General features: G+C 70.8%; 15 protein-coding genes. 4 read left to right on the top strand and 11 right to left on the bottom strand.

Annotated elements, in window-relative coordinates; all coding sequences use genetic code 11:
• Nucleotides 1-80: 80 nt before the first annotated feature.
• Together SSMG_RS09225 and gltB are read right to left on the bottom strand one after the other, a co-directional pair.
• The gene (locus SSMG_RS09225) at nucleotides 81-1589 is read right to left on the bottom strand and encodes a glutamate synthase subunit beta (protein ID WP_009074998.1); all 1509 of its coding nucleotides are present in this window, start codon (nucleotides 1587-1589) and stop codon (nucleotides 81-83) included.
• On the bottom strand, nucleotides 1582-6123 hold the full coding sequence (gltB, locus tag SSMG_RS09220; RefSeq protein WP_009074996.1) for a glutamate synthase large subunit: 4542 nt from the start codon (nucleotides 6121-6123) through the stop codon (nucleotides 1582-1584). The genes SSMG_RS09225 and gltB overlap by 8 nt, the downstream gene beginning before the upstream one ends.
• A 396-nt stretch (nucleotides 6124-6519) precedes the next feature.
• Here gltB and SSMG_RS09215 point away from each other — a divergent pair, with 396 nt between their 5' ends.
• Genes SSMG_RS09215 through SSMG_RS09205 form a run of 3 tightly spaced genes read left to right on the top strand, consistent with a single transcriptional unit; the run spans nucleotide 6520 to nucleotide 9515 of the window.
• On the top strand, nucleotides 6520-6861 hold the full coding sequence (locus tag SSMG_RS09215) for a hypothetical protein (protein ID WP_037713071.1): 342 nt from the start codon (nucleotides 6520-6522) through the stop codon (nucleotides 6859-6861).
• Nucleotides 6862-6896: 35 nt separating this feature from the next.
• Complete coding sequence (locus SSMG_RS42285; protein WP_009074992.1) at nucleotides 6897-8687, top strand: hypothetical protein; 1791 nt, start codon at nucleotides 6897-6899, stop codon at nucleotides 8685-8687.
• Nucleotides 8688-8702: 15 nt separating this feature from the next.
• Nucleotides 8703-9515 carry a hypothetical protein gene (locus tag SSMG_RS09205; RefSeq protein ID WP_009074990.1) on the top strand — a complete coding sequence of 271 codons (813 nt, stop codon included), beginning with the start codon at nucleotides 8703-8705 and terminating at the stop codon, nucleotides 9513-9515.
• 82 nt (nucleotides 9516-9597) lie between these two features.
• Here SSMG_RS09205 and lgt read toward each other — a convergent pair whose 3' ends face one another.
• From lgt to SSMG_RS09185, 4 genes are all read right to left on the bottom strand, one after another.
• Entirely contained in the window at nucleotides 9598-10629 is a 1032-nt protein-coding gene (gene lgt / locus SSMG_RS09200) for a prolipoprotein diacylglyceryl transferase (RefSeq protein ID WP_009074988.1), read from the bottom strand.
• A gap of 95 nt (nucleotides 10630-10724) precedes the next feature.
• Nucleotides 10725-11897, bottom strand: a complete 1173-nt coding sequence (locus SSMG_RS09195; protein WP_009074987.1) for a M20 family metallopeptidase — start codon at nucleotides 11895-11897, stop codon at nucleotides 10725-10727.
• Nucleotides 11894-13030, bottom strand: coding sequence for an amidohydrolase family protein (locus SSMG_RS09190; protein ID WP_009074985.1), 1137 nt, complete (start codon nucleotides 13028-13030; stop codon nucleotides 11894-11896). Before SSMG_RS09190 ends, SSMG_RS09195 begins: the two co-directional genes overlap by 4 nt.
• Nucleotides 13027-14442, bottom strand: coding sequence for an APC family permease (locus SSMG_RS09185; RefSeq protein ID WP_009074983.1), 1416 nt, complete (start codon nucleotides 14440-14442; stop codon nucleotides 13027-13029). Before SSMG_RS09185 ends, SSMG_RS09190 begins: the two co-directional genes overlap by 4 nt.
• A 102-nt stretch (nucleotides 14443-14544) precedes the next feature.
• On the opposite strand from SSMG_RS09185, the gene SSMG_RS09180 reads away from it, so the two are divergent.
• Nucleotides 14545-15921, top strand: a complete 1377-nt coding sequence (locus SSMG_RS09180; protein WP_037713068.1) for a glutamine synthetase family protein — start codon at nucleotides 14545-14547, stop codon at nucleotides 15919-15921.
• Between the two features lie 6 nt (nucleotides 15922-15927).
• Here SSMG_RS09180 and SSMG_RS09175 read toward each other — a convergent pair whose 3' ends face one another.
• The 5 genes from SSMG_RS09175 to trpC form a co-directional block, all read right to left on the bottom strand.
• Nucleotides 15928-16587, bottom strand: a complete 660-nt coding sequence (locus tag SSMG_RS09175) for a peptidoglycan recognition family protein (protein WP_037713067.1) — start codon at nucleotides 16585-16587, stop codon at nucleotides 15928-15930.
• Nucleotides 16588-16635: 48 nt separating this feature from the next.
• Nucleotides 16636-17064 (bottom strand): Uma2 family endonuclease, encoded by a 429-nt coding sequence (locus SSMG_RS09170; RefSeq protein ID WP_100266741.1) that lies wholly within the window; start codon nucleotides 17062-17064, stop codon nucleotides 16636-16638.
• A 164-nt stretch (nucleotides 17065-17228) separates the two neighbouring features.
• Entirely contained in the window at nucleotides 17229-18020 is a 792-nt protein-coding gene (gene trpA, locus SSMG_RS09165) for a tryptophan synthase subunit alpha (protein WP_009074976.1), read from the bottom strand.
• On the bottom strand, nucleotides 18017-19234 hold the full coding sequence (gene trpB / locus SSMG_RS09160) for a tryptophan synthase subunit beta (RefSeq protein ID WP_286156943.1): 1218 nt from the start codon (nucleotides 19232-19234) through the stop codon (nucleotides 18017-18019). Before trpB ends, trpA begins: the two co-directional genes overlap by 4 nt.
• The gene (trpC, locus tag SSMG_RS09155; protein WP_009074973.1) at nucleotides 19231-20040 is read right to left on the bottom strand and encodes an indole-3-glycerol phosphate synthase TrpC; all 810 of its coding nucleotides are present in this window, start codon (nucleotides 20038-20040) and stop codon (nucleotides 19231-19233) included. The genes trpB and trpC overlap by 4 nt, the downstream gene beginning before the upstream one ends.
• Nucleotides 20041-20109 lie beyond the last annotated feature (69 nt).

Genomic DNA, 20109 nt, shown 5'->3' with positions numbered 1-20109 from the left:
TGGAGACCCCCTCCGACAGCTCAGCTTCTCACGAAACGGGCCCCGGCGCGCCGTTGCGCCGGGGCCCGAGCCAGGGGGGATCACACCACCGCGAGCGGCAATGCGGTCGGGTGCACCGGAGCGGGAAGGTCCGAAGCACCGGTCAGGAACGTGTCCACCGCCGCCGCCACCGAGCGGCCTTCCGCGATGGCCCACACGACCAGCGACGCGCCGCGGTGGGCGTCGCCGCAGACGAAGACTCCGGGGGTTTCCGTCTGCCAGTCCGAGCCGCACGACAGGGTGCCGCGGCGGGTCAGCGTGAGGTCCAGGCCTTCCAGCAGCGGCATTTCCTCGACGCCTTCGAAACCGATCGCCAGCAGGACCAGGTCCGCGGGCAGGGTTTCGATCTCGTCGTTCACCGGGATGACCTCGCGGCGGCCGGTTTCCGGGTCCTTCTGCACGCGGACCTGCTGCAGTTCCACGGCTTTGACGTGCCCGGCGCCGTCGTCGACGAAGCGCTTGACCGCGACCGCGAACTTCCGCTCGCCCGCTTCCTCGTGCGCCGGGTAGGTGCGGAGGATGTACGGCCAGGTCGGCCACGGCGAACGCTCGTCGTCGCGGGTTTCCGGCGGCGTCGGGTACTGGTCGAGCTGGGTGACCGACAGCGCGCCCTGCCGGGTGGCCGTGCCGTAGGAGTCCGCGCCGGTGTCGCCGCCGCCGATGATCACGACGTGCTTGCCGTTCGCGTCGACCGGGGACGGGCCGTCGCCCTCCACGAACTTGTTGGCGGGCACCAGGTGTTCCATCGCCAGGTGGATGCCGTCGAGCGAACGGCCCGGCGTGGTGCGGTCGTCCCGCCCGCGCAGCGCGCCCACGGCGAGCACGACCGCGTCGTACTGCTCGCGCAGGTCCTCCACCGACAGGTCGACGCCGACCTCGCAGCCGGTGACGAACTTCGTGCCTTCCTTGCGCAGCTGCGCCAGGCGCCGGTCGAGGACCTTCTTCTCCATCTTGAACTCGGGAATGCCGTACCGCAGCAGGCCGCCGAGCCGGTCGTCCCGTTCGAAGACGGTGACCTCGTGGCCCGCGCGGGTCAGCTGCTGCGCCGCGGCCAGCCCGGCCGGACCGGAGCCGACGACGGCCACCTTGCGGCCCGACGACACCTCGGACACCTGCGGCTGCACGTATCCGGCTTCCCACGACTGCGCCGCGATCGTCTCCTCGACGCGCTTGATCGCGACCGGCCCGCCGGACAGCGGCGAGATCGACAGCACGCAGCCCGCCTCGCACGGCGCCGGGCACAGCTTCCCGGTGAATTCCGGGAAATTGTTGGTGGCGTGCAAGCGATCGCTGGCCGCCGCCCAGTCGCCGCGGCGAACGAGGTCGTTCCATTCCGGGATCAGGTTGCCCAGCGGACAGCCGGAACCGCCGGAGTGGCAGAACGGGATGCCGCAGTCCATGCACCGTGACGCCTGCGTGCGCACCTGCTCGTTGCGCTCCTCCGGCGGCACGTCCGCGTAGACCTCGCCCCACGAGGAAAGCCTTTCCTCGTAAGACTTCTTCTTCGGTTCCTGCCGTTCGTACTTGAGAAAACCGGTGGGGTCAGCCACGAGCCGCCTCCATGATCGCTTCGTCGACGTCGCGGCCGGCGGCGCGCGCCGCCTTCGCCGCATCGAGGACCCGCTGGTAGTCGCGCGGCATCACCTTGGTGAACGCCGCCGCGCGCCGGGTCCAGTCGCCCAGGAGCGACGCGGCCACGGCCGAGCGGGTGAGGTCGTGGTGCTTCTGCACGATCTGCTTGAGCCAGGCCAGGTCCTCCGCGGACGGCGGAAGCAGGTCCACCATGTCCTGGTTGACCTTCGCCCGGTCCAGATCGAGCACGTACGCGCTGCCGCCGGACATCCCGGCCGCCAGGTTCCGCCCGGTCGGGCCGAGCACCACCGCCCGGCCGCCGGTCATGTACTCGAACGCGTGGTCGCCCACGCCCTCGGCCACGACCGTCGCGCCGGAGTTGCGGACGCAGAACCGCTCGCCGACCTGCCCGCGCAGGAACATCTCGCCGGACGTCGCGCCGTAGGCCAGCGTGTTGCCCGCGATCGTCTGCTGTTCGGCGGCGAAGCTCGCGTCCGGATGCGGGCGGACCACGATCCGGCCGCCGGACAGGCCCTTGCCGACGTAGTCGTTGGCGTCGCCGACCATGTCCAGCGTGATGCCGCGCGGCAGGAACGCGCCGAGCGACTGCCCGGCCGAACCGGTGAGCCGCACGTGGATCGTGCCGTCCGGCAGGCCCTCCCCGCCGTAGCGGCGGGTGATCTCCGAGCCGAGCAGGGTGCCGACGGTCCGGTTCACGTTGCGCACCGGCAGTTCCAGGCGCACCGGATGCGCGTCCTCCAGCGCCGCCTCGGCGAGCTGGATGAGCGTGCGGTCGAGCGCGTGTTCCAGGCCGTGGTCCTGTTCGCGCACGCGCCGCTTCGCGCCGCCGTACGGCGTTTCGGCGGGCATCTCGAACACCGGGCCGAGGTCGAGCCCGGAGGCCTTCCAGTGCTGCACGGCCTCGTCGGTGTCGAGCATCTCGGCGTGCCCGATCGCCTCGTCGAGTGTCCGGAATCCCAGCTGTGCCAGGGTTTCCCGCACTTCCTCGGCGACGAACTCGAAGTACCGCACCACGTGGTCGGCCTGTCCGGTGTAGCGCTTGCGCAGCTCCGGACTTTGCGTGGCGACGCCGACCGGGCACGTGTCGAGGTGGCAGACGCGCATCATGATGCAGCCCGCGACCACCAGCGGCGCGGTCGCGAAGCCGTACTCCTCGGCGCCGAGCAGCGCCGCGACCACGACGTCGCGGCCGGTCTTCATCGCCCCGTCCACCTGCACCGTGATCCGGTCGCGCAAACCGTTGAGCAGCAACGTCTGCTGCGTTTCGGCGAGCCCGATCTCCCACGGCGTCCCGGCGTGCTTGAGCGAGTTCATCGGCGACGCGCCGGTTCCGCCGTCGTGGCCGGAAATCAGCACGACGTCCGCGTGCGCCTTGGACACGCCCGCCGCGACCGTGCCGACGCCCAGCGAGGACACCAGCTTCACGTGGATGCGGGCCTTCTCGTTGGCGTTCTTGAGGTCGTGGATCAGCTGCGCCAGGTCCTCAATGGAATAGATGTCGTGGTGCGGCGGCGGGGAAATCAGCCCGACGCCCGGCGTCGAATGCCGCGTGCGCGCGATCCACGGGTACACCTTGTTCGGCGGCAGCTGCCCGCCCTCGCCCGGCTTCGCGCCCTGCGCCATCTTGATCTGGATGTCGTCCGCGTTGACGAGATACTCGCTGGTGACGCCGAACCGTCCGCTGGCGACCTGCTTGATCGCGCTGCGCCGCTGCGGGTCGTACAGCCGCTCCGGGTCCTCGCCGCCCTCGCCGGTGTTGGACCGGCCGCCGATGCGGTTCATCGCGATGGCGAGCGTTTCGTGCGCCTCGGCCGAAATCGAGCCGTACGACATCGCCCCGGTGTTGAACCGGCGCAGGATCGCCGACGCGGGCTCGACCTCGTCCAGCGGGATCGGCTCGCGCGTGCCTTCGCGGAACTTGAACAGCCCGCGCAGCGTGCCGCCCTCGCGGTAGAGCCGGTGCACCTCTTCGGTGTACTTGCGGTACACCTCGTCGCGCCCGGTCTTCGACGCGTGCTGCAGCAGGAACACCGTCTCCGGCGTGAACAGGTGCAGCTCGCCCTCGCGGCGGTACGCGTACTCGCCGCCGGTCTCGAGTCCGCGATGGACCCGGTCGGTCGGGTTGTCCGGGTACGCCCGGCGGTGCCGCACCGCGACCTCTTCGGCGAGCACGTCCAGCCCGACGCCGCCGAGCTTCGACGACGTTCCGGTGAAGTACTCGTCGAGCAGTTCCTGGCTCAGGCCAAGGGCTTCGAACACCTGCGCCGCGGTGTACGCGCCGACCGTCGAGATGCCCATTTTGGACATGATCTTCAGGACGCCCTTGACGAGCGCCTGCACGTAGCTGCGGACCGCCTTCGCCGGCTCGATGCCGGTGATCGCGCCCTGGCTGATCATGTCTTCGATGGTTTCGAAGGCCAGGTACGGGTTCACCGCCGCCGCGCCGTAGCCCAGCAGCAGCGCGATGTGGTGCACCTCGCGGGCGTCGCCGGTCTCCACGACCAGCGCCACGCGCAGCCGTTCCTTGGTGCGCACCAGATGGTGGTGCACCGCGGAAACCAGCAGCAGCGACGGGATCGGCGCCATCCGGTGGTCGGAATCGCGGTCGGACAGCACGAGCGTGCGCGCGCCAGCGGCGATCGCCTCGGACGCGTCGCGGCGCACTCGTTCGAGCGCCGCCGCCAGCGCGTCCGCCCCGCCGTCCACTTCGTACAGTCCGGAAAGGACGCTGCAGGCGAAACCGGGCAGGTCGCCGTCGTCGTTGATGTGGATGAGCTTGGCCAGCTCGTCGTTGTCGATCACCGGGTACGGCAGGTTCAGGTGCCGGCACGACGCGGGCCCGGGCGCGAGCAGATTGCGCTCCGGCCCCATGATCCGGCTCATCGACGTGACCAGCTCTTCGCGGATCGCGTCCAGCGGCGGGTTGGTCACCTGCGCGAAGTTCTGCTTGAAATAGTCGTACAGCAGCCGGGACCGCTTGGACAGCACGGCGACCGGGGTGTCCGACCCCATCGACCCGATCGGCTCGGCCCCGTTGGCGGCCATCGGCGCGAGCAGGATCTTCAGTTCTTCTTCGGTGTAGCCGAAAGCGAGCTGGCGGCGCAGCACCGAATCGTGGCTCTGCACCACGTGGTCGCGGTCGGGCAGCTCGGCGATCTTGAGCAGCCCGGCGTGCAGCCAGTCGCTGTACTGCTGTTTGCGCGCCAGCGCGGACTTGACCTCTTCGTCGTCCACGATCCGGCCCGCGGCGGTGTCCACGAGGAACATCCGGCCCGGCTGCAGCCTGCCCTTCGCGACGACGTTTTCCGGTGCCACGTCGAGGACTCCGGCCTCGCTGGCCAGCACCACGCGGTCGTCCGCGGTGCGCCACCAGCGCGCCGGGCGCAGGCCGTTGCGGTCGAGCACCGCGCCGACGAGCGTGCCGTCGGTGAAGGTGACACAAGCCGGACCGTCCCACGGCTCCATCAGGCTGGCGTGGAACTGGTAGAAAGCCCGCCGTTCCGGGTCCATCGAGGTGTGGTTCTCCCACGCCTCCGGGATCATCATCAGCACCGCGTGCGGCAGCGAACGGCCCGCGAGGTGGAGCAGCTCCAGCACCTCGTCGAAGGACGCCGAGTCCGACGCGTCGGCCGAGCAGATCGGGTACAGCCGCGAAAGATCGCCGGGGAGCACGTCGGATTCGAGCAGCGCCTCGCGGGCGCGCATGCGGTTGCGGTTGCCGCGGATCGTGTTGATCTCGCCGTTGTGCGCCACGAACCGGAACGGGTGCGCGAGCGGCCACGACGGGAAAGTGTTGGTGGAGAACCGGGAGTGCACGAGCGCGATCGCGCTGGTGAGCCGGGAATCGCGCAGGTCGGGGAAGAACCGCGGCAGCTGCTCGGGCGTGAGCATGCCTTTGTAGACGATCGTGCGCGCGGACAGCGACGGGAAGTACGTGCCGCAGCCGGAAGCGAGGCTTTCGTGCTCGACGCGCTTGCGCAGGCAGAACGCCAGCCGGTCCAGCTCCAGGCCGGTTTCGCCGTGCGGGGACGACACGAACAGCATCGAGAACCGCGGCATCACCGAACGCGCGGTGGGGCCGATTTCCGCGCCCTCGGTGTCCACCGGGACCTCGCGCCAGCCGAGGACGGTGAGCCCTTCTTCGGCCGCGATCCGTTCGGTGAGCCCGACCGCCTTGCGGCGCTGCTCGTCGTCGGAGGGCAGGAACGCGATCCCGGCGGCGTACGCACCGGCCGCGGGCAGCGGGAAACCCGCCTCGGCGCGGAGCAGTTCGTCGGGCAGCTGCAGCAGGATCCCGGCGCCGTCGCCGCTCGTCGGCTCGGCCCCCGCGGCTCCGCGGTGGTCGAGATTCGTGAGCGCGGCGAGACCGTCGGTGACGATGCCGTGCGTGCGGCGGCCCTGGACGTCGGCGACCATGGCGACGCCGCAGGAATCCTGCTCGGTGTCCGGGTCGTACAGACCCTGCTTGCCGGGGATGGCGGAGAAGATCATGGAAAAGGGACCTCCTTCGTCGTTTCGTGCGGTGGCCGGCGAACCGGCCGCGGGGAGCGCACGGGACGACGATGGCCCGCTTGTTAGCGCGACTTTAACACCTGGGAAACACCCCAGCAGCGCCTCGGAGCTCCCCGAACGGGGAAGAACGGTAACGATCCGGCAGCGTGGAACGACGTAGTTCCAGATGGGTTCCCGATGCTTCGGTCCACGAAGCATAAGCCCGGAAGCGGCCCCGCGCACCCGCCACGTGACGAAGTCGATGCGCCCGCTTCGTCCCCTTCGCCCGATCCTCCCAGGTAATCGCACGAATTTCCGGGAACCGCCCACACTCGGTGATCGTCGGTTGCCATAGTGTTCGGCAACCAACAGCTCCCGGGGAGGGCGGTTTCTTTCATGTCCGGCATAAAAGTCGACGTCGAGACGATGAACCAGTACGCCGAGGTGCTCGACAGCCTCCACGAGAAGATCAGCAAGATCAACGACTACATGCGCTCCACCGCGTGCGACACGTCCGGGTTCACCGGCCTGTTCGTGGTGCTGCAGCCGGTGGTGCAGCTGGTCGCGAACCTCTACGGCGGAACGCTCGACTTCGGACACTCGCGGCTGACCTCGCTGTCGGAGGGGGTCAAGCAGGCGGCGCAGGCCTACGCGCACCACGACGCGAATTCCGCGCAGCTGCTGCAGCAGTTCATCGACCAGTTCGACGGCATCGACTCCGGCCGCGGCGCGGCCTGATGCGCACCACACGGTTCTGACGAGGGGGAACAGACATGGCACGGCACGGCGGCGGAGGGCACGGCGGCGGCCACCACTCCGGGGGCACGGGGACGACGCATCCGCCGTCCCGTCCGGGCGGCAACCAGCCGCATCCCGGCAACCAGCCGCATCCGGGAAACACCCAGCCGCACCCGGGAAACCAGCCGCCTCCGGGCGGTCAGCAGCCCACGCATCCGGGCGGAAACCAGCATCCCGGCGCCGGCGGGGACGGACGCCGTCCTTCCGGGGGCGGCGACCAGACGCATCCGAGCGGCACCGGGGGAACCGGCGGCAACTCCGGCAACTCGGGCGACGACAACGGCAACGGCAGGCACCGCGGGCAGCAGGGCGACGACAACGGTCAGTCCACTGGCGACGGACACGGCCGGGACGGTCGGGACGGTCGGGACGGTCGCGATGGCCGGGACGGTCGCGATGGTCGCGACGGCCGGGATGGCCGCGACGGCCAGGACGGCGGCGAAGAAGGCGGCGACGGGCGAGGGCGCGGCGAGAGCGGCTCCGGCAGCGAAGGCGGCGACGGGGGCGGCGAAGGCGGCACCGGCAGCGAGGGCGGCGAAGGCGGCGGCAACGGCGGCGAGGGCAGCACCGGCGGTTCGGGCGGAGACCCGGGCGGCGGCGGTTCGGGCGGGGAGCCCGGCGGCGTCCCGGGCGGCACCGGCGACTTCGACCGCGGCGATTCGATCGTCGAACTGCTGCAGCCGCCGGAAGACACGTCCGGCGAGGACGTCCAGGCGCTGGTGAAGGACGCCGGCGTCGAGGTGATGGCCGTCGAGTGGGTGTACCAGAAATTCACCGGCACCACGCTCACCCAGCAGTTCATCGAACCACTCACCGGCGATTTCTCGAAGATGTCGGCCGACGCCGAGGCGTGGCGCAACATCTCCGAGGCGATGAAGGCGTTCTCCGAGGTGATGGTCGCCAACGAGAAGACCGTCAGCGAATCCTGGCACGGCATGGCTTCCTTGGAGCACAAGGCTTACGTGCAGGCCGGATGGCGGGCGGGGCTCGCCGCCGAGGCCGGGATCGCGTCGCTGATCGCCAAGGGCTTCGACCTGCTGTCGGACACGTCGAAGAAGCTCGCGGCCAAGGCGCTCGACCTGCTGAAGAGCCTGATCGACCGGCTGCTGGTGATGGCCGCCGAGGCGTGTATTCCGATCGCGGGCTGGGTCGCGGACGCGATCACCGCGCTGTCCGAGCTGCTCCCGCTGATCAACGCCCTGATCTCGATCATCGACATGATCAAGGACATCATCACGCGGGTCCAGGAGATCTGGAACTCGATCAAGGACATCGGGTCGCAGCTGCAGAAGATCAAGGACGTCGGCAGCATCGGCGATCTCGTCGACATCGCGAAGAACATCGGCGGCGACGTCGGCGACATCAAGGACAACGCCAAGGGCATCGGCCAGGACGCGAAGGACGCGGTCGAGGCGGGCAAGGAAGGCGTCAAGGGCGCGCGCGAGGCGCACGAGGAGAACCGCCGCTCGCGCGAGTCCGGCGAGGACGAGGGCGACCGCACTTCGGGCGACCACGGCGACCGCCGCGCCGGCGAGGACGGCGACCGGTCGCCGGGGTCGGGCGAACGCGGGCAGAACCAGCGGTCCGAACCGGACGGTCCGCAGCATCAGCCTCCGCAGAACCAGCAGAACCACCAGCCCCCGCAGCAGCCGAACCACCCGCCGGCGCAGCCGAACCACCCGCCCGCGAACCATCCGCCGTCCCACCCCCCGTCCCATCCGCCCCGTCGCTCGGCGAGCGGCCGGATCCACGGCCGCATCGACTAAGGAGGAACTGCCGAGATGTCCCAGCCCGTCACCGCGGACGATTCGTGGAAGACGCCGGAGCTGCGGGAGGCCGAGGCCGCACTCGACCGGGCGGTCCGCAAATCCCAGCAGCTGCTCAAGGACCTGGAGAAGATCAAGCTCCGCCCGCTGCCCAAAACCGACACCCCGGAACGGATCGAGGCGATCAAGCGGGCCGCCTCGCGTCCGGACGCTCCCGCGCAGCTGCGGCTGATCAAGCGGAAGGTCGACGCGGGCGAGTTCTCGTGGGAGGACGTCGCCGCGGGCCGGGCCTTCGCCGACCCCGACGTCCGCGCGCTCGCCGACGAGAAGCTCAGCGAGGCCAAGGACATCCTCGAGGAGCTGGAGGAGGGCCAGAGCCCCGAGGAAATCCTCGAGGCGCGCACCGGCGGCGCCGGGAACCCGTTGTCGGGCACCGGACGCGCGACGTATCCGGACACGCCGGACCGGCCCGCCGGGTTCTCCGCCGAGGACCCGCTGGCGAGCAGCGCCCGGCCGCAGCCGCCCGTCCCGCCGCACGCTCCGGAGCCCGGCGAGTACACGAACGACAATCCGCTCGCGGACCGGACGCCGCCTCCGCCGCCCGCTCCGCCGAAGGAGGAACTGCCCGCACCGCCGGCTCCTCCTGCTCCGCCGCGGCATCGCGCCCCGGAACCGGAGCCGGAGGACGATTTCGCCAACCCGCTCGCCGACCGCGGCGACCGCCCGAAGCGGTCCGCGCCCCAGCCGCCGCCGTCGCCGGGCCGCCGCGCCCGGCGCCAGGACTCCGGCGATGACGACGACTACTTCGGCGGCTCGTTCCTCGGCTGAACCCGCTCCGCACTCACAGAAGTCCGCCGCACGAAAGAGGTCCCCGCCCAACCCGGGCGGGGACCTCTTTTCAGCTCTGCGCCTAAGACTTCTCGGACTTGCCGTTCTCGCCCGACGCGGAGGAAGACCCAGCGTCCACAGTGTCCTCCGCCGCGGCGTCCTTCTCGTCCGGCTCAGCGGGCTTCTCCCCCGCGTCGTCCGAAGTGGACTCGACCGCGGCGGCCGGTTCGTCTCCCTTGCTGCGCAACGTCTCCGGGGCCTCGCGCGGACCGCGTTTGGCCGCGAGGACGAAGTACGCCATCGCGCCGACGAACAGCAGGATCGAGGTCCACACGTTGACCCGCAGGCCGAGGATGTGGTTGGCGGTGTCGGTGCGCATCAGCTCGATCCAGCAGCGGCCGACGGTGTAGCCCGCGACGTACAGCGCGAACGCGCGGCCGTGGCCGAGCTTGAACTTGCGGTCCGCCCACACCACGAGGAGCGCGATGAGCAGGTTCCAGATCAGCTCGTACAGGAACGTCGGGTGCACCGGGCTCTCCGGCAGCGGGATGTGCCCGGTCGCGACGCCGCCGAGGGCGTCCGGGGTCCCGGTCTCCGGGTTGATGCGCTGGTAGATCTCCAGGCCCCACGGCAGGTCGGTGTGCGCGCCGTACAGCTCCTGGTTGAAGTAGTTGCCGAGCCGCCCGATCGCCTGCGCGACGATGATGCCGGGCGCGATCGCGTCGGCCATCGCGGGCAGCGGGATGCCCCGGCGGCGGCAGGCGATCAGCGCGCCGACGGCGCCGAGCGCGACCGCGCCCCAGATGCCGAGCCCGCCGTCCCAGATGGCGAACGCGTTCCAGGGGTTCTTGCCCTCGGTGAAGTACAGCTCGGGGTCGGTGATCACGTGGTAGAGCCGGCCGCCGACCAGGCCGAACGGCACCGCGAACACCGCGACGTCGAGCACCGTGCCCTTGGTGCCGCCCCGGGCCTCCCAGCGCCGCTCGCCCCACCAGATCGCGACGATGATGCCGGCGATGATGCAGAGCGCGTACGCCCGGATCGGGATCGGGCCCAGGTGCCAGACGCCTTGGTCGGGGCTCGGGATCGTGGCCAGGAATGCTGCGGAGTACACGCGGCCACCGTAGCGCGTCGGGCCCCGGTCGTGGTCCCGGTGCCGCGGAACCCTGAGTCAAGTCCCGGTCACAGCCCGGTCACGGCCGTCCCCGGTCAGCCCGGATACTCCAGGTCGGAGGCCGCCGCGAGGTACCCGGCGAGCAGCGCGTCCGCGACCTGGCCGACCGCGGAGTCCTCGGGCAGGAACGTTTCGCCGTGCAGGCTCGGCGCGCCCGCGGTCTCGCCGAGGCCGACGAAAAGCATCAATCCGCGGACGCCGTCGCCGCAGTAATGCGCGAAATCGTCCGCGCCGAAAGACCGGAAATCGACATCCACGTCCGCTCCGCCGCGTTCGAGCCAGATCCTCGCGGCGGCGGCCAGCGCCGGGTCGTTGACCAGGACGGGCTCGCACGGGCTGATCCGGAGGTCGGCGGTGCAGCCGTAGGCGCGGGCGGTGGCGTGCACGATCTCGTCGAGCGCCTCCAGCGCACGTTCGCGGTCGCTCGCGCGCATCAGCCGCAGGGAACCGAACGCGGACGCGGTGTTCGGCACGACGTTCGCCGCCGTCCCCGCGGCCAGCCGGCCGATCGTGCAGACCGCGCCGTGCATCGGGTCGATCCGGCGGCTCGCGACCTGCTGGAGGCTCACCACTAGCTGACTGATCGCCAGCACTGGGTCGCGCAGAAGATGCGGATATCCGGCGTGCCCGCCCAGTCCGTGCAGCACGATTTCGAACTCGTCGGTGGACGCGTTCACCGGCCCCGGCGCGGCCGAGACCACGCCGTACGCCAGCCGCGGCTGGACGTGCGCGCCGATCACCGTGTCGATGCCGCGCTCTTCCAGAATGCCCGATTCGACCAGGTCGAGCGCTCCGGACGGCGACGTCTCCTCGCGCGGCTGCAGGATCGCGTACAGCGGACGCGGGAGTTCGACCCGCCGCGCGGCCCGGCAGACCGCGGTCAGCGCGGCGAGGTGGACGTCGTGGCCGCAGGCGTGCATCAGCCCCGTCTTCGCGGCCCATTCGACGCCGGTGCGCTCGACTACCGGAAGCGCGTCGAGTTCGGCGCGCAGAGCGACCGCTGGCCCCGGGTGCGGAGCGGCGATCTCGATCAGCCGCCCGGTCTTCGCGACCCGCTCGCCCTCGCCCAGCGCGGCGGCCACGACCCGGGCGGTGTCGTCCTCGTCGCCGGACCCGCGCGGGTCGGCGTGAATCCGGTGGCGCAGTTCGACCGCGGCGGGCAGTTCCTCGGCCAACGCGGCGCGCCAGGCCTCGACCAGGTCGTTCATTTCCGCTCCAGCCGGTAGATCCGGGCCGCGTTCTCGTGGCCGGCCAAGTGGGCCAGCCGGACGGCGTCCACTTCGGACAGCGCGTCGGCCGCGAGGGCGGCGCGCAGGAAGTCGGACAGTCCTTGCCGGAACAGCGCGGTGCCCAGGTGATACAGCTCGGCGAGGCCGAACGCGTCGGTGGAGAAAAGGAGTTTCCCGAACGGGGCCAGCTCCAGCGTCTCGGCCAGGATCGCGGGCGCGCGGAAGCCCGCGTTGTGGGTGATGAGGCCGACGTCGACGAAGACGTGCTCGAAAACCTGCGCGAGATAGGCGGCGTTGCGGTGGAACGGGTAGTTGTGCAACAGCAGGATCGGGACGCCCGTGTCGCGGGTCGCACGCAGCAAACCGGTGAGCCGCAAGGGATCGCAGCGGTGGAGGTCGACGTCGGAATCACCGTAGCCGACGTGGAATTGCACCGGCAGCCGCCGGTCGATGCCCGCCCAGATCAGGTGCCGGTGCAGCACTTCGTCGGCCAGCCGGACCGGTTCGCCCGCCTCGATCCGCCTCAGCCACCGCCCGGCCGCGGCTTCGACCTCGTGCGGAGCCGGACGTTCCCCGGACAGTTCCAGCCCGACCCGGTAGGCCGCGATCGACTTCACGCCCACCGCGGTGGTGGTGCGACGGTCAAGCTCAGCGGCGAAGTCATCGGCGAACCCGGCCGCGCTGGTCCCGCCGATGACGTCTTCGGCGACCTGCTCCAACCGGACGATGTCGTGCGCGCGGGCGTCGGCCAGCTCGGCGAATTCTTTCGTGGTGGTGAGGGATTCGGGCAGGAAACCGCCGTCCAGCAAGTAATCCGTGCTGCCGGTGCCGCGGAGGAAGCGCCGGTTGACCTCCGCCGCGCCCAGCTCGGCACGCCGCGCGAGATAGTCGTCAGCCGGGGCGTGCTTCGGCAGGTCGAGCACCGGCGCACAGCGTTCGCGCACGGACAGGCCGATGAGCGAATCGAACAACGACGTCCCGAGCGGCGACACGGTGTCCGCCTCGGTCAGCATCCGCTCGAACCCGTCGCGGTCGACGCCGCCGGTCCGCACGCCGTGGCAGTGATGGTCGACCAATGGCAGGTCTGCGACGAAATCCAGCAGATCGGTCATGCGTCTCCTTCAGCGAGCCTCTCCCCCACCCTACGGGCGAACCGGGGCGCCGAGGCGACCACGCCGACCGCCAGCACCAGCACCCCGCCCGCCACGACGGGGAACCACCGAGCCGGGCCCTCGGTCGGATATGGCACCACGTTGACGTAGACGGTGTAGCCGAGCAGGACCAGCGCGGCGATGGGGAACGCCAAATGCCACCACGGCACGCGCATTCGCCGTCGCACGAACAGGAGCAGGATCGCGCCCAGTGTGGTGAGCAGGTAGATCACCAACAGGATCAAGGTTCCGATCGAGCCCGCCCAGGCGAAGGTGTCGTCCGCGGTGGCACCGAAGAACACCGCGCACAGCAAGATGATCAGCGCGGCCGCGAGTGCGACCGCCGTGACGGCCACGGCGGGGGTGCCTTTGGCGGAGATCCGGCCGATGCCGCGGCCGTCGAAGGCGTCGCGGCCGAGGGCGAACAGCAGGCGCGAGCCACCGACGACGCAGGCCAGGCAGCAGCCGAACGCGCTGATCGCGGCACCCGCACTGATGACGTCGCCGACCCAGGGGCCGACGAAACGGCTCCCCAGATCGCCCAGCAGCGAAGGGGAATCGTGGAACGCGGTGGCGTTGCCGCCGAACGCCATCATCTCGACGGCTGTCACCAGGACAAAGTAGGCGCCGCCGAAGATGGCCGTGCCGAGGATCGCGCGCGGGATGTTGCGGCGCGGGTCGTGGGTTTCCTCGCCGAGCGTCGCGGCGGCTTCGAAACCGGCGAACGACAAGAACCCGAACACCGCGCCGAGGAAGACGCCGGAGACTCCGGTGTCCGGCACGAAAACCTGCGGCGTGAACCGGCCGCTGGGGGCGTCGCCCGCGATCAGCCGGACCAGGATGACCACGGTGACCAGCAGGATGAGCGCGATGGTCGCGCCCTCGACGGCGAGCAACGTGCTGGTGCCGCGGCGAGCCGGGGCGACCGCGAGCAGCCAGCTCCCGAGCAACGCGACCGCGGTCAGCACGAACGGTCCCCACGACGGCGGATGCGGCCAGATCCCGACCTGGGTCAGGAACGCCGTCCCCAGCACGCCCGCGGCGGAACTGGTGACCACGGCGTAGAAGGTGTACGTGCCGAGGAGCCCGATCCCGGACACCACGCCCGCGCGCGGGCCGAGGGTCGCGCCGACGAAGGCGTAGACCGAACCGGCGTGCTGGTAGTGACGGCAAAGCTGGACGAAGCCGTACGCGACCAGCAGCACTCCTGCCGCCGAAAGGAGGAATGCGAGCGGCACCGCGCGTCCGGCGGCCGCGGCGGTTTGCTGTGGATTGATGTTCGCGGCCATGCTGGGTGCCATGAGCGCGACGGACAGCCCGACGGCCTGCCAGACTGACAAAGTGCGCCGCAATTCGGGACGGTCTCCGGACACGGATGCGCTCCTTTCCCCGCGGAGTACACAGTGAACATCCGAGGCGGCGCGGACAACCAGCGCCGACTGGCTGAACCTCGTCCAGCAGCGAAGGAGCGCGCCTTGCCGTCCACCCCCGCAGGACTCGACCGCGACCGGCTCGCGGAACTCGGCGCGGCCGCCGCCGGACAGCTGGAGCAGGCGGGCGTCGAGCTGGTCGCGCTGAGCTTCGTGGACAACTCCGGGATCTCGCGGGTCAAAGCGGTGCCGGCGGCGAAGCTGGCGAGGGTCGCGGCGTGGGGCGTCGGCGCGTCCAACTCGTTCGACTTCTTTCTCGGCACCGACAGCATCGCGGACGGCGAGCACTCCCTCGGTCCCGTCGGCGACCTGCGGCTGCACCCCGACCTCGACGCGCTCACCGTCCTCGCCGCACAACCCGGCTGGGCGTGGGCCCCGGCGTGGCGGTACGACCAGGACGGGCAGCCGCATCCGCAGGACACGCGCGCGCTCGCCGCGACTGCCGTGGCACAGCTCGCCGACCGCGGGCTGACCGCGCGGATGGCGTTCGAGCTGGAGTGGATCGCGACCGACGCGGACGGCGTCCCGCTGCCCGGTCCGGCCTACGGATACTCCCGGCTGAGCGCGAACCACGAGTACTTGCGCGCCCTTGTGTCCACTTTGGACAAATCTGGCGTGGAGGTGGAGCAGATCCACCCGGAATACGCGGCGGGCCAGTTCGAGCTGTCGATCGCCGCGACCGACCTCGTGCGCGCGGCCGATTTGGCAGTACTGACAAGGGAAACCGTGCGAACGGTGACCGCCGCGCACGGTCTGCGCGCGTCGTTCACCCCGAAGTTCGAGCCCGGCGGTGTCGGCAATGGCGGACACGTGCACCTGAGCCTGTGGGACGGCGAACGGAACCTGTGCACGGGCGGGACCGGGGCGCTCGGACTCAGCACGACCGCGGAAGCCTTCGGCGCCGGGATTTTCCGCCGGTTGCCCGCGTTGCTGGCCATCGGCGCGCCGTCGGCGGTCAGCTATCTGCGGCTCGAACCGCACCACTGGGCGGGCGTGTTCACCGCGTGGGGACTGGAAAACCGCGAAGCCCCGCTGCGCCTGATCCGCGGCGCGGCCGGACAGCGCGACACGGCGGCGAATCTGGAGGTGAAGTGCTTCGACCTCACCGCGAACCCGTATCTGGTCGTGGCCGGCCTGCTTTTCGCCGGACAGGCGGGCATCGACGCCGAGGCGCGCCTGCCCGAGCCGGTCAGCGTGGATCCCGGCTCGCTCTCCCCCGCGGACGCCGCGGCGGCCGGCGTCGCCCGGTTGCCGGAGACGTTGTCGGATGCGGTCGACGCGTTCGAAGCCGACGAGGTGCTGCGGGCCGCGTTCGGACCCCAGCTGGCCACCACGTTGGCGGACGTCCGCCGCGCCGAGGTGGCCGAGCTGGGATCGCTGGCGCCGGCGGAGTTGTGCCGGGCAATGCGTTTCCTGCACTGAACCCGCTCAACGAAGCAAGGCCGCCACCCGGGACTGCAGTTCCGGCAGCATCGCGTACAGCTTGTCGCCCGGGCAGTCCGTGTTGTAGAAGTCGCGGTGTCCCTTGATTTCCTTCACCGGGATGCCGTACTGGCGGCACACGTACGCCACGAACACCACCAGCGAATCGAACTGCGCCTTCGGCGGGGCGACCTGCATGTAGGTGCCCTCGTTCTCGATGCCGATCGCGTTGTCGTTCTGGCCCGGGCAATGCGCCGCGCGGACGATCTTTTTCCCGCTGCGCAACGCGTCCAGGCTGCCGTGGCGGCCTTCGAGGCGGTAGCCGCCGCGGGAAACCGTGAAGTGCTGGCCGGTGTCGGACCAGCCGTTGTTGTCGATGTGGTCGTGCTGGTCGTCGCGCGCGACCTGGAACGCGTGCTCGAGCGAGTAGTCGGTGCTGTTGGGGCAGTCGATGTGGTGGATGAGCACGCGGTTGGCCGGATGGTCGAGCGTGGTGAGCGGATCAGCGGGCGGCCGCGCACCCCATTCGGCACAGCTGTAGACGCGGGGCGCGGCCGCGGCGTCCGCGAGGCCGGGCAGCACGAGCCCCGCCGCCGCGGCAGCGCTCACGCCGGCCGCCCCGCGCAGGAACGTCCTCCGGGGAACCTGTCCGATGTCGAAAGCCATGCGCCGCACTGTGCGCGGACGGCGTACACGATGCGTACAACTGGCCGCTCAACCGCGCAGATCCAGCTCCGCGGGGAACGGTTCGGCCAGCGTCAGCACGCCGCCCTCGCTTTTGGCGTGCGGCAGGTAGTCGCCGTCGGAAAGCACGTAGACCGTGGCGGCTTCCTGCTCCGGGTCGACGAGCAGGCAGTACGGGATGAGGGCTTCCGCGTAGAGGGCTTTCTTGAGAATCCGGTCCGGCACGCGGGCGGAGGGAGATTCGATCTCCGCGGCCAGCAGCACTTCGGACGCTGGGTACCAGGTCGTGGCCACGTCGGGGCACGTGACGATCACGAAGTCCGGGATCAGCAGCCGGTTTTCGCCGCAGCGGACCGCGACGCCGGGGAGCAGCGCAGTGCCTTTCGGCAAGGCTGGCACCACTGCGAGCTGCAATCGCTGGAGCCACTGCTGGTGCAGCGCTGTCGGAGCCGGACCCATCACCGATGGCCCCGCCGACTCCCTCGATCCGGTTGCCGAGGAGCTGTTCGTTCGGCAAGGCGAGCACTTCTGCCAATCCGGGAGCTTCGGCCAGGTTGCTGTCGGTGGTTTGCATACCGAGAGAGTACGAACGACCACCGACAGTTTCCGGCCCCAGCCGAAGATCAGGCCGGAGCGACCGCCTCGCGCACGCCCTTCGCCAGCTCCGAGGCCAGCTCCGCCACCCCGTCCGGACCGTCCGCCGCGGCCGTGACCAGCGCGGATCCGACGATCACCGCGTCCGCGAACCCGGCCACCTGGGCGGCCTGCTCCCGCGAACGGACCCCGAGGCCCACGCCGATCGGCAGCTCGGTGTGCTCCCGGGTCCGCCGAACCAGGTCCTCCGCGTGCACGCCCACCGCGTCGCGGGCGCCGGTCACGCCCATCACCGCGGTCGCGTACACGAAGCCCGACGAGGCCGCCGTGGTCTTCGCCAGGCGTTCCTCCGACGACGACGGCGCGACCAGGAAAATCCGGTCCAAGCCATGCTCGGACGACGCCGCCATCCACTCGTCGGCCTCGTCCGGGATCAGGTCCGGCGTGATCAAGCCCAGGCCGCCCGCCGAGGCGAGGTCGCGCGCGAACGCGTCGACCCCGTAGCGGTGCACCGGGTTCCAGTACGTCATCACGACCGCGCGCCCGCCGCGCGCGGACACCGATTCCACGACCTCGAACAGCTGCTTCAGCCGGAACCCGCTCGCCAGCGCCGCTTCCGCGGCCGCCTGGATGGTCGGGCCGTCCATGACCGGGTCGGAGTACGGGACGCCGACCTCGACCAGGTCCGCACCGCCGTCGATCGTCGCGGCCAGCAGGTCCTTCGAATTGTCCACGGACGGGAATCCGGCGGGCAGGTAGCCGACCAGCGCGGCCCGGTGTTCCGCCCGCGTCGCTGCGAACAGCTCGTCGAGGCCGCTCACTTGCCCTCCCCGTCCACGAGCCCGAACCACTGGGCCGCGGTGTCCATGTCCTTGTCGCCCCGGCCGGACAGGTTGACCACGATCAGCCCCTCCGGACCCAGCTCGCGGCCCAGTTCCAGGGCCCCGGCGAGCGCGTGCGCCGATTCGATCGCCGGGATGATGCCCTCGGTGCGCGACAGCAGCCGGAAGGCGTCCATCGCGGCCGCGTCGGTGACCGGGCGGTACTCGGCGCGGCCGGAGTCCTTGAGCCACGCGTGTTCCGGTCCGACGCCCGGGTAGTCCAGGCCCGCCGAGATCGAATGCGATTCGACCGTCTGGCCGTCCTCGTCCTGCAGCAGGTACGACATCGCGCCGTGCAGGTTGCCCGGGCTGCCCTTGGTCAGCGTCGCGCCGTGCCGGTTGCCGTCGATGCCCTCGCCGCCCGGCTCCAGGCCGACCAGCCGCACCGACGGGTCGTCGTAGAACCCGGAGAAAATGCCGATCGCGTTGGACCCGCCGCCGACGCACGCCGCGACGACGTCCGGCAGCCGGCCCGCCTTCTCCAGGATCTGCGCCCGCGCCTCCTCGCCGATGACGTGGTGGAAATTGCGCACCATCATCGGGAACGGCGACGGACCGGCGGCGGTGCCGAACAGGTAGTGCGTGGTGTCGGCGTTGGTGACCCAGTCGCGCAGCGCCTCGTTGATCGCGTCCTTGAGCGTGCGCGACCCGGTTTTCACCGGCACGACCTCGGCGCCGAGCAGCTTCATCCGCGCGACGTTCAGCGACTGCCGCTCGGTGTCGACCTCGCCCATGTACACGACGCAGTCGAGGCCGAGCAGCGCGCACGCGGTGGCCGTGGCGACGCCGTGCTGGCCCGCGCCGGTCTCCGCGATGACGCGCTTCTTGCCCATCCGCACGGTGAGCAGCGCCTGGCCCAGCACGTTGTTGATCTTGTGCGAACCGGTGTGGTTGAGGTCCTCGCGCTTGAGGAAGACCCGCGCGCCGCCGGCGTGCTCGCCGAACCGCTTGGCCTCGGTCAGCAGCGACGGACGGCCCGCGTACTCGGTGAGCAGCCGGTTCAGCTCGGCGGTGAACTCGGGGTCGTGGCGGGCCTTCTCGTACTCCGCCGCGACCTCGTCGACCACGCCGATCAGCGCTTCCGGCATGAACCGGCCGCCGTACGGGCCGTAGTAGCCGCGCTCGTCCGGATCGTGCTTGCCGCGCTCGGTCACCGCGACGGCCTCGGGCAGGCGGGGTGCGAACCGGCGGTGACGAGCTTGACGACCGCGCCCTTCGGGTCGCCCGAGGCCACCAGGCCCTCTCCGACGAGCACCGCGTCCGCGCCGTGCCCGGCGTAGGACATCAGGTCGCCGGGGCCGCGGACGCCGGACTCGGCGACCTTGAACACGTCCATCGGCAGGCCGGGCGCGAGGCGGGAGAACACGTCGCGGTCCACCTCGAGGGTGTGCAGGTTGCGCGCGTTGACGCCGATGACCTTCGCGCCCGCTTCCAGCGCGCGGTCGGCCTCCTCGGCGTTGTGGATCTCCACGAGCGCGGTCATGCCGAGCGATTCGACGCGGTCGAGCAGCGCGGCGAGCGCGTTCTGCTCCAGCGCGGCGACGATCAGCAGGACCATGTCCGCGCCGTGCAGCCGGGCCTCGTGCACCTGGTACGGGCTGACGATGAAGTCCTTGCGCAGCACGGGAATGTCGACCGCGGCGCGCACCGCGTCGAGGTCGGCGAGCGATCCGCCGAAGCGGCGCTGCTCGGTGAGCACGCTGATCACGCGCGCGCCGGCGTCCTCGTAGTCGCGGGCCAGCGCGGCCGGATCGGGGATCGTGGCCAGCTCGCCCTTGGACGGGCTGCGCCGCTTCACCTCGGCGATGACGCCGATGCCGGACTCGCGCAGCGCGGCCATCACGTCACGCGGCGGGACGGCCTTGGCCGCCCTGGCCTTCAGTTCGTCGAACGGCAGCGCGGATTCCCGCTGCGCGAGATCCTCGCGCACGCCGGCGACGATGTCTTCGAGCACGCTCATCGGACGCCCCTACCCGCTGCCGCACTCCTGGGTCCACTCGCAAGCTCGCTCACAAAAACCTTCCCCTTC

The sequence above is a fragment of the Streptomyces sp. AA4 genome, from assembly GCF_000158875.1.
Taxonomy (GTDB): Bacteria; Actinomycetota; Actinomycetes; order Mycobacteriales; family Pseudonocardiaceae; genus Amycolatopsis.
This window is presented reverse-complemented; position numbering and strand designations above follow the sequence as displayed.